8 protein-coding genes are annotated in these 10,239 nt (G+C 74.1%); 3 read left to right on the forward strand and 5 right to left on the reverse strand.

From position 1 onward, the window contains the following. Positions 1 to 35: 35 nt before the first annotated feature. Together QJS33_RS24580 and araB are read right to left on the reverse strand one after the other, a co-directional pair. Positions 36 to 722: an L-ribulose-5-phosphate 4-epimerase gene (locus QJS33_RS24580; RefSeq protein WP_306370437.1), complete on the reverse strand. Its 687-nt coding sequence runs from the start codon at positions 720 to 722 to the stop codon at positions 36 to 38. Then, the gene (araB, locus tag QJS33_RS24585; RefSeq protein WP_306370447.1) at positions 719 to 2,377 is read right to left on the reverse strand and encodes a ribulokinase; all 1,659 of its coding nucleotides are present in this window, start codon (positions 2,375 to 2,377) and stop codon (positions 719 to 721) included. Before araB ends, QJS33_RS24580 begins: the two co-directional genes overlap by 4 nt. 593 nt (positions 2,378 to 2,970) lie before the next feature. On the opposite strand from araB, the gene QJS33_RS24590 reads away from it, so the two are divergent. Beyond that, on the forward strand, positions 2,971 to 3,222 hold the full coding sequence (locus QJS33_RS24590; protein ID WP_306370438.1) for a hypothetical protein: 252 nt from the start codon (positions 2,971 to 2,973) through the stop codon (positions 3,220 to 3,222). A 403-nt stretch (positions 3,223 to 3,625) separates the two neighbouring features. Then, a complete protein-coding gene (locus QJS33_RS24595) occupies positions 3,626 to 4,723 on the forward strand; it encodes a glycoside hydrolase family 5 protein (protein ID WP_306370439.1) in 1,098 nt (365 codons plus the stop codon). Positions 4,724 to 5,056: 333 nt separating this feature from the next. Here QJS33_RS24595 and QJS33_RS24600 read toward each other — a convergent pair whose 3' ends face one another. From QJS33_RS24600 to QJS33_RS24610, 3 genes are all read right to left on the reverse strand, one after another. Further along, the gene (locus QJS33_RS24600) at positions 5,057 to 7,549 is read right to left on the reverse strand and encodes an ATP-dependent Clp protease ATP-binding subunit (protein WP_306370440.1); all 2,493 of its coding nucleotides are present in this window, start codon (positions 7,547 to 7,549) and stop codon (positions 5,057 to 5,059) included. A gap of 138 nt (positions 7,550 to 7,687) precedes the next feature. Beyond that, entirely contained in the window at positions 7,688 to 8,641 is a 954-nt protein-coding gene (locus QJS33_RS24605) for an aldo/keto reductase (RefSeq protein ID WP_306370441.1), read from the reverse strand. Between the two features lie 224 nt (positions 8,642 to 8,865). After that, on the reverse strand, positions 8,866 to 9,513 hold the full coding sequence (locus tag QJS33_RS24610; RefSeq protein WP_306370442.1) for a hypothetical protein: 648 nt from the start codon (positions 9,511 to 9,513) through the stop codon (positions 8,866 to 8,868). 196 nt (positions 9,514 to 9,709) lie between these two features. Here QJS33_RS24610 and QJS33_RS24615 point away from each other — a divergent pair, with 196 nt between their 5' ends. Continuing rightward, entirely contained in the window at positions 9,710 to 10,051 is a 342-nt protein-coding gene (locus QJS33_RS24615) for a hypothetical protein (RefSeq protein WP_306370443.1), read from the forward strand. Positions 10,052 to 10,239 lie beyond the last annotated feature (188 nt).

Below are 10,239 nucleotides of genomic sequence, written 5' to 3' on the forward strand. Positions count from 1 at the left end.
GACGGACACGGGGGTCTCCTCGTTGTCGGTGGGGGTCACTGGCCGTAGGCGTTGCGGTAGCGCTCGTGGAGCGCGTCGATGTGCTCCTGGGGCAGGCGCTCGACGGGCCCGGCCTGCCGGGCGATGTGCACGGTGCGGGCCGCGTCCTCGCACATCACCGCGGCCTTGACCGCCGCGGCGGCGGTGGGGCCGACGGTGAACACGCCGTGGCCGCGCATGAGGACCGCCGGGGAGCGGTGGCCCGCCAGGGTGTCGAGCACGCCGCGGCCGATGGCGTCGTCCCCGATGAGCGCGAAGGGCCCCACCGGGATGTCGCCGCCGAACTCGTCGGCCATGGCGGTGATCACGCAGGGGACGGCCTCGCCGCGGGCGGCCCACGCGGTGGCGTAGGGGCTGTGGGTGTGCACCACCCCGCCGATGTCGGGGCGCTCCCGGTAGATGTGGGCGTGGGCGAAGGTGTCGCTGGAGGGCCGGTGCCGTCCCTCGACCGTGTTCCCGTCCAGGTCGCAGACGACGATGTCCCCGGGGGTCAGATCGTCGTAGGACACGCCGCTGGGCTTGATGACCATGAGGTCGGCGCCGGGCAGCCGGGCGGAGACGTTGCCGCTGGTCCAGGTGACCAGGTTCCACCGGGGCAGCTCCGCGTGCAGGGCGCTGACCTGCGCGCGCAGGTGTTCCACCTCGTCGCGGCGGGCGGCCCATGCCTCTGCGGCCGTGGTCATCGCGGCTCCTGTCCGGTGCGGGCGCCGTTGCGCAGGGCGCGCAGCCGGTGCAGGGCGTCGCTGCCGCCCCGGCCGAAGTGGTCGTGGAGTTCGGTGTAGACGGCGAACAGCTCCTTGTAGGCGGCCGCCGCAGCGGGGTCCGGTTCGACGGGGTCGGGGCGGACCCGGCCCATGGCGGCCGAGGCGGCGTGCAGGTCGGGGTACAGTCCGGCGGCGACGGCCCCGTGGACCGCCGCCCCGAGGGCGCTGCCGTGTTCGGTGGCCGCGATCCTCAGCGGCCGGTCCAGGACGTTCGCGTAGACCTGGAGGACGAAGGGGTTGCGCACCATGCCCCCGGCGACGGTGATGTCGTCGACCGGGACCCCGGCGCCGGTGAAGGCCTCGACGATGGTGCGGGCGCCGAACGCGGTCGCCTCCACCAGGGCCCGGTAGACCTCCTCCGGGCGGGTGGCCAGCGTCATCCCGGCGAGCAGTCCGGAGAGCGAGTGGTCGACCAGGACCGAGCGGTTGCCGCTGTGCCAGTCCAGGGCGACCAGGCCGTGGGCCCCGACCGGGGCGTCGGCGGCCTCGCGCGAGAGCAGCTCGTGGACGGACACCCCCAGGGCGCGGGCCCGGTCGTGGTAGTCCGGGGGGACATGGGTGTCGGCGAACCAGCCGAAGATGTCGCCGACCCCGCTCTGCCCCGCCTCGTATCCCCAGGCGCCCGGTGTGATGCCGTCCCGGACCAGGCCGCACATGCCGGGAACGTCGGCTCGGACGTCGGAGTTCATCACCAGGCAGGTGCTCGTCCCCATGATGGCGAGCAGTCGGCCCGGGCCGGTGGTCCGCGCGGCGGCGGCGGTCACGTGGGCGTCGATGGCGCCCACCGCGACCGGGGTGCCCTGGGGCAGGCCGGTCCACGCGGCGGCCCGGGCGGTGAGGCCGCCCGCGCGCGTTCCCGGCGGGGAGAGCGGGTGGTCGAGCCTGGTCTCGGCGAAGTCCGCCAGGCGCGGGTCGAGGGCGGCCAGGAACTCCCGGGAGGGCCAGTGTCCGTCCTGGTACTGGCCCTTGTAGCCGGCGGTGGAGGTGTTGCGGGTCTCGTGGCCGCAGAGCCGCCAGGCGATCCAGTCGGCGGCCTCGATCCAGCGGTCGGCGCGCGCGTACACCTCGGGGTCGTCGCGCAGGACCTGGAGGGCTTTGGCGAACTGCCACTCCGAGGAGATCCGGCCGCCGTAGCGCGGCAGCCAGGGTTCGCCGCGTTCGGCGGCCAGGGCGGTGATCTCGTCGGCCTCGGGCTGGGCGGCGTGGTGGCGCCAGAGTTTGGGCCAGGCGTGCGGGCGGTCCGCGAGCCCGGGCAACCGGCACAGGGGCGTGCCGTCGGCGGTGACGGGCAGGAAGGTGCAGGAGGTGAAGTCCGTGCCGATCCCGGCGACCTGCTCGGGGCGGACCCCGGACCGGCGCAGGGCCTCGGGGACGGCGGTGCGCAGTACCTCCTCGTAGTCGCCGGGGTGTTGGAGTGCGGTCTCGGGCTCCAGCTCCGCCGCCCGGCCGGGGAGGCGGTCGGTGATGACGCCGTGGGGGTAGGCGTGCTCGGCGGTGCCCAGTTCGGCGCCGTCGGAGACCCGGACCACGACGGCTCGGCCCGACAGGGTTCCGAAGTCGATACCGACGACCACGGGCTCGCCGGACGAGCTTTTGTGGGCGCTAACATTCTTCGACAAGGGCGCTTCCTTATGAGATGGGGAGATTGGGGGGTATCGGATAAATAGTGCCCTGAAGTGGGGAAGTGTCGGTTTCGCGGAGGAAGGGGGTCGAGGGGTGCGGGCGCGAATGTGATCCAGGCAATATTGTTCGCGCTAACATTTTGGAATGTCAACCCCCACGGCCCACCCGGCACGGACCCGCCCGGGAACCGGCCCCGGCCCGGCCGGTCAGGTGTCGCGGCGGGGTGCGGGGGGCTCCGCCCTCGCCGGGCGGGGTGCGCATCTCGCCGATGCTGCGGTTCCAGGCGGTCGGGTGGCGCCGCCGCTCGCGGGTGGGCCCTGTGGGCCCTGCCGCCGCCGGACGGTCCACGGAGAGCTCATCTTCGTCCCATGTGTTGCCACGTGCGGGTTTCCCCGCCGTCGCCCGGGGTAGCCGTGTACACACATCCCCTCCGACCGACGATCCAGATCCCGGACACGACCGGCGGAGGACGGCGGGCGACGGTTCTCGTCCGCTCCCGGGCGGCGGTCCGCCCGCGCCGCCCTCCCGACAGCACGGAGGAGACATGCACACCGTGCACCCGAACCGACAGCGCCGCTCGCAACGGCGGCGGCCGCAGGGGGAGCGCCATCCGCGCCCGTACGGGCACCGGCTGCGCTATCCCGACCCGGTGCCGGAGCCGCCGATGCCGCCGGACCCGTTCCCGCCCGCGCCGATGCCCCCGCCCCCGCCCGAGCCGGGGCCGGATCCCGAACCGCCGGGCCCCGGCCCCTTCCCCGAACCGCCCTCGCCGGAACCCCAGCCCGAGCCGGCCTGATCCGGCGGGCGCGGGTGCGGGCCCGGCGGGAGGTCACGTCCACGGGAGTGGTGTGATTTTCGCGCGGGTGCGTCCTTGCGGGTCATCGCGATGGTCGGCCGAAGTCGGGCAGGCCATCGCGTACCGGCGGTCCGCCGGCCGGGATGAAGAAGCCGCCGGAGGCGGCGGCGTACCGATCCGCCCGGCACCGCTGGCGCTCATCCGTGGGAACAGGGCCGGAAAAGTCACACCACTCGGTGGGACACCATCCGGCGGGACGGGTGTCGTCTCGGGTGAATCCGTTCCGTAAGGGGTATTGACCCCAGCGTGACGGGGTCTTAGGTTGCGAACAGGAAGGACTCCTTCCGGTTCGGTGCGGCCCCGGCCCCGGTCGCATCGGACCGCCACCCCGCCGGAGGAAACCGTGCCCCACCCCTCGCCCCGTCACGCCCGCCGCCCCCGCACCGCCACCGGGCGCCTCGCCCGCGCCGGATCCGTACTGCTCGGCCTCGGCCTGGTCGCGGCCACCGCGTTCGCCGTACACGGCCAGGCCGCCGCCGGCCCCGCCGCCACCGTCGCCGACTCCGCGCAGGCCGCCGCCACTCCGGTGGGCGAACACGGTCGGCTCCGCGTCTGCGGAATCAAACTCTGCGACGAGAACGGCCGACGCGTCCAGCTCACCGGAATGAGCTCCCACGGCCTGCAATGGTTCGGCCACTGTCTCACCGACGACTCGCTGGACACCCTGGCCTACGACTGGAACGCCGACGTGCTGCGCGTGTCCATGTACATCCAGGAGGGCGGCTACGAGACCGACCCGCGCGGCTTCACCGACCGGGTCCACGGCCTCATCGAGGAGGCCACCGAACGCGGCATGTACGTCATCGTCGACTGGCACATGCTCAGCCCGGGCGACCCCAACCACAACCTCGCCGCCGCCCGCACCTTCTTCGCCGAGATCGCCGACGTGCACGCCGACAAGGACAACGTGCTCTACGAGATCGCCAACGAGCCCAGCGGCGTGCCGTGGTCCTCCATCAAGGGCTACGCCGAGCAGGTCATCCCGGTGATCCGCGCCCAGGACCCCGAGGCGGTCGTGCTGGTGGGCACCCGCGGCTGGTCGTCGCTGGGCCTGTCCGAGGGCGGGGACCACCGGGAGATCACGGCGGACCCGGTCGACGCGGACAACATCATGTACGTCTTCCACTTCTACGCCGCCTCGCACACCTCCTACCACCGCGAGGGCTTCCGCGCCGCCGCGCAGGAGCTGCCGCTGTTCGTCACCGAGTTCGGCACCCAGGAGTACACGGGTGACGGGCCCGACGACTTCGCCTCCGCCCAGGCCTACCTCGACCTGATGGAGCAGGAACGGATCAGCTGGGTCAACTGGAACTTCTCCGACGACTTCCGTTCCGGCGCCGCCTTCCGGACGGGTTCGTGCAGCTCGGGCGACTGGGACTCGCTCAAGCCCGCGGGGCGGTGGATCAGGGACCGTATCAGGGAGAGCGGTACGGCCGCCTGACCCCCCGCACACGGACGGGGCGCGTCCCACGGACGCGACCCGCTCCCCGCCCCGGGCGCCCGGGGCCTCCCCGGATCCCCCCGACCGGGTCGGCCCGGCCCCGGGCCGGGCGCCGTCCCGCCGAACACCAGGACCGCTGAACATCGGCAACGCTGAGCGTCGGCGGTGCCGAACATCGGTACCACCGGGTACCGGCTGCTCCGGGCCCCGGTGTTCGGGAGAACCGTCGGCCGGGCCGTCACCTCCGCTGAACGTCGGCGGTGCAGAACGTCGGCAACGCGGAGCGTCGGCGGTGCCGCACATCGGCCGCGCCGTCGCGTGCCGGACCCCGGGTCAGGCCGAAGACGCGGTGGAGATCCGCAGGCCGTCGTCCCCGTCCGCGTCCACCGTCACGTCGTCGCCCTCGGTGATCTGCCCGTCCAGCACCATCCGCGACAGCCGGTTGCCCACGTTGCGCTGGATGGTGCGGGCCAGCGGCCGCGCCCCGTACGCGGGCTGGTACCCCTGCCGGGACAGCCACCCCACCGCCTCGTCGGTGAACCGGATCGTGATCCCCTGCGCCCTGAGCCGCCGCTCGGTCTCGGCCAGCATCAGCCGGGTGATGCGGTCCAGCTCCGCGCGGTCCAACTGGTGGAACACCACGATCTCGTCGATCCGGTTGATGAACTCGGGCCGGAACTCCTCCCGCAGCCGCCGCATCACCCGCTGCTCGGTGTCGGGGTCCATCTGCCCGTCGCCCGTGAACCCCATCGGGGCCCCGCCGGTGATCGCCTCCGACCCCAGGTTGCTGGTCATGATCACCACCGTGTTGCGGAAGTCCACCGTCCGCCCCTGCCCGTCGGTGAGCCGTCCGTCGTCGAGCAGTTGCAGCAGCAGGTTGAACACGTCGGGGTGGGCCTTCTCGATCTCGTCCAGCAGCAGCACCGAGTACGGGTGGCGGCGCACCGCCTCGGTCAGCTGACCGGCCTCCTCGTACCCGACGAACCCGGGCGGGGCGCCGGTCAGGCGACTGGAGGTGTGCCGCTCCTGGAACTCGCTCATGTCGATCCGCACCAGCGCGTCCTCGGACCCGAACAGCGCCACAGCCAGCGCCTTGGCCAGCTCCGTCTTGCCCACCCCGGTCGGGCCCAGGAACAGGAAGCTGCCCACCGGCCGGTCGGGGTCGCCCAGCCCGGCGCGGGAGCGGCGGATGGCCTCGGACACCGCGGTGACCGCCTCGTCCTGGCCGATCACCCGCTCGTGCAGCACCTCCTCCAGGCCGACCAGGCGCTCGCGCTCCTCCTGGGTGAGCTGGGCGACGGGGATGCCGGTGCTGCGCGAGACCACCTCGGCGATGTCCGCGGCGGTCACCTCCGGCACCGCCGATCCGGTGCCGCGCGCCTGGTGGACGGAGCTCCGGGCGGCGCCGATCTCGTCGCGCAGCGCCGAGGCCCGCTCGTAGTCCTCGTCCTGGACGGCCTTCTCCTTCTGCGCCTCCAGCTCCCTGAGCCGCTCCTCCAGCTCGCGCAGCGCGGAACTGGAGGTCTTGAGCCGCAGCCGGACCCGGGCGCCCGCCTGGTCGACCAGGTCGATGGCCTTGTCGGGCAGGAACCGGTCGGTGATGTAGCGGTCGGACAGCTCGGCTGCCGCCACCAGGCTCTCGTCGCCGAAGCGCACCTGGTGGTGGGCCTCGTACCGGTCCTGGAGGCCGCGCAGGATCTCGATGGTGTCCTGGACCGAGGGCTCGGGCACCAGGATCGGCTGGAACCGGCGCTCCAGGGCGGCGTCCTTCTCGATGTTCTTGCGGTACTCGTCGACGGTGGTGGCGCCGATGATGTGCAGCTCGCCGCGGGCCAGCGCGGGCTTGAGCATGTTCCCGGCGTTCATCGACCCCTCGGCGGCCCCGGCGCCGACGATGGTGTGGATCTCATCGATGAAGATCAGCAGCCGGTCGGACTGGGCGCGGATCTCGTCGATGAGCGTGGTGAGCCGCTCCTCGAAGTCGCCCCGGTAGCGGGTCCCGGCGACCAGCCCGGCCAGGTCGACCTGGACCAGGCGGCGGCCGCGCAGCGTCTCGGGCACGTCGTCGTCGGAGATGCGCTGGGCGATCCCCTCGACGATGGAGGTCTTGCCGACGCCGGGGTCGCCGATGAGGACGGGGTTGTTCTTGCGGCGCCGGGCCAGCACCTCGATGCACTGGTCGACCTCGTCGTCGCGTCCCACGACCGGGTCCAGGCGGCCCTCGCGGGCGAGCCCGGTCATGTCGGTGCCGAACTCGTCCAGGGTGGGCGTGGTGGACGGCTCGCCTCCGCCCTGTTCCGCGGCGGCGGTGGCGGCGGGTCCCGCGGCCTGCTGGAGGTGCTGCGGGGTGACCCCGGAGTCGCGCAGCAGCCGGCCGACGGCACTGTCGGGGTTGGCGGCGAGCGCGAACAGCAGGTGCTCGGGTGTGATGCTGGAACTGCCGGTGGCGCGGGCGATCTGGAAGGCGTCCAGCAGGCAGCGTTTGGCGGAGGGGGCGAGCCGGGCCGAGGCGCGCACCGACCTCGGCGTGTGGGCGGCGGCCTGGTCGACCACCTCCTCCAGGCGGCCGGCGTCGCCCGCGGTGCGTTCGACGAGGTCGCGCGTGGGCTGGTAGCGCAGCAGCGCCCAGAGCAGGTGGACGCTGTCCACGTCGGCGCTGCCGTTCTCCAGGGCGCGGCGGACGGCGGCGTCGGCGACCTGGCGGGCCTCGGGGCTCATCAGCCTGGACATGTCCACGCGGCGCACCTGGCCGCGGGAGGAACCCAGGAAGCGGGCCAGGAACTCGTCGAACGAGCGTTCGCCGTCGTCGGGAAGGTCGGTGGTCATCGTGTTCGTCCCCCGGGCGAGAATGGAATGACTTCACAACCCTAAGTGACGATGTGTTCGACGTCCGGTAACGGATTCCGTCGGAGACCCGGTGTCCGGGGCGGGGGCGCGCCCCCGCCCCGGATGCCCGTGCGCGGGTCAGGCCGCGGACGCCTCGGTCAGCAGGGCGGTGGACTCCTCGTCCAGCACCAGCGAGTCGACCGGCAGCAGGTCCGCCAGCTGCTCGGGGCCGCGGGCGCTGGCCAGCACCGAGGCGACCGTCGGCCGGTCGGCCAGCCAGGCCAGCGCCACGGCGCCCTGCGCGACGCCCAGCCGCTCCGCCACCGTGTCCAGGGCGGCGAGGACGCGCATCGCCCGCGCGTCCTCCAGGAACGCCGACGCCCGGCCCGCCCGCGGGCTGTCCACGTCCGGGCCGCCCGGCCGGTACTTGCCGGTGAGGAAGCCGCGCGCCAGCCCGTGGTACGGCAGCAGCGCCAGCCCGCGTTCGCGGGCCAGGGGGATCAGCGCGTCCTCCGCACCGCGTTCCAGCAGGCTGTAGTGCGGCTGTACGCAGACCGGGGCGTGCAGGCCCCGGTCCGCGCAGATGTCCAGCCAGGCGCGGATGCGGTCGGGTGTGTGGTTGGACAGGCCGATGTACCGGACCTCGCCCGCGTCCACCAGCTCGGAGAAGGCGCGGGCGCTCTCCTCCAACGGGGTGTCGGCGTCGTCGGAGTGCGCGTAGTACAGGTCGATGGCGTCCACGCCCAGGCGCTTGCGGGAGGCGTCCGCGGCGGCGTGGACGTTCGCCGCCGACAATCCCCGGAACTCGGGGTGCTCGCTCACCTTGGTGGCCACCACCAGGCCCTCGGGGCGGCCCCGGTCGGCCAGCCAGCGACCGATGACGGTCTCGGACTCCCCGCCCCGGTGACCGGGGGCCCAGGCGGAGTAGACGTCGGCGGTGTCCACGAAGGTGCCGCCGCCCGCGACGTAGTCGTCCAGGACGCGGAAGGAGGTCGGCTCGTCCGCGGTCCACCCGAACACGTTCCCGCCCAGGCACAGCCGGGGGACGTTCAGGTCGGAGCCCCCGAGGGGGCGGGTCTTGGCGTCGTTCATGTTCACCACGGTTCCAACGGGGTCGGAGGCCGTGTCCCGTCGAGTGGTGCGAGGACGGCGGCCGTCCGAACGAGAACGGACCGCCGACCGGCGCGCCGCTGCCTCCGGGGCTCCGGGGGCGAACGAGGTCACACCACTCGGTGGGACACCATCGGGGGCCGATGCTGCCGCGCACAGGCTAGGGCACGGCCCGCCCCGCGGCCAGTGCGCCGCGGGGCGGCGGTTCAGCGGACGCCCGGGTTCGCGGGGGTCTGGATGGTGATCTCGTCCTCCCGCCCCGGGATGTAGTGGACGGTGACCACCCGGCCCGCCTGGAGGGACGTCGACAGCCGGGCGGGCAGCCGCTTGACCGTGCGGGTGTGGAACACGCCGCCGTCGGGCCGGGTCACCGCGACCTCGACGTCCATCTCCGGGTTGCCGTCGACCAGGTTCCCGGTCGGTCGGACCTCGGTGATGACGCCCTGGGCGGCGATCCCGTGCGCGGCTATCTCCAGTGCCCGCGGGGTGGTCAGCCCGGCCCGCAGCATCACCGCGACGGCACCCGCCTGCTCGACCTCGCCGACGTGGCACTGGCCGCCCCGGCCGCCCTCACCGCCGGCCCCCGCCCGGAACCCGCGTCCGGCGGGCCGGCGGCGCTGGTGCTGGACCCGCGGGTGCCGGGGTTCCGCGCCGACTCCGAACTCGGTTCGGTGCTGGGCCGGCCGGGCACCGACCCGGACGTGCTCGCCCTCGTCGACGCCCACCGCGCCGCCGACGACATGCTGCCCCGGGTGGCCGCGCCGCAGGAGGCGCTGCGCCGCACCGACCTGGACCGCCGCTGGCTGGGGGCGGCCCTGGGCGCGGGGGCGCGCCGCCTGCTCTACGTCGGCCACGCCACCTCCGCCCCGGTGGAGGAGGGCCAGAGCGAGGACACCCTGCTCCACCTGTGCTGCACCGCTCCACCTGTGCTGCACCGCCGACACCGCGGGATACGCCGCACCGGTCCGGGGCCACCGGCCGCTCAGCGCCAAGGACCTGCTGCTGGGCGCCCCGGACGGGCGGTCCGGGCCCTGGCCGTCCCCGGCGCGGGTGGCGCTCATCGCCTGCGACAGCGGTGCCGACTCCCGGTTCGCCGAACCCTTCGGTCCGGCCTCGGCGCTGCTGCGCAACGGCGCCGACCTGGTCACCGCGGCCCGGTGGGCGCTGCCGACCAACGCCGCCCTCCACCGCTTCGGCGGGGTCCCGGCCCGGGAACGGCCGCTCACGGAGCTGATCGCCGCCGTGGACGCCGCCCACGACGCCCCCGCGCCGGTGCGGGCGCTGGCCGACTGGCAGCGCACCCGCCTGGACCGCTGGCGCACCAGCGGTGATCCGGCGGCCGCGCCCCTGCTGTGGGCCGCCCTGGCCACCGCGACCGCGGGTCCCCGCTGACCGCCCGGGCCGTGTCCCGTCGAGTGGTGTGCGGGCAACGGCTGTTCGAACGGGAACGGATCGCCGACCGGTGCGTCGCCGCCTCCGGGGTTCGGGGCCGAACGAGGTCGCACCACCCGGTGGGGCACCATCACCGCCCGCCGTCCCCGAGGACCGGGGGCGACCGGCCGCGAGGTACACCTGCGCAG

Origin of the sequence: Nocardiopsis sp. CC223A (assembly GCF_030766825.1) — a bacterium.
Lineage (GTDB): Bacteria > Actinomycetota > Actinomycetes > Streptosporangiales > Streptosporangiaceae > Nocardiopsis.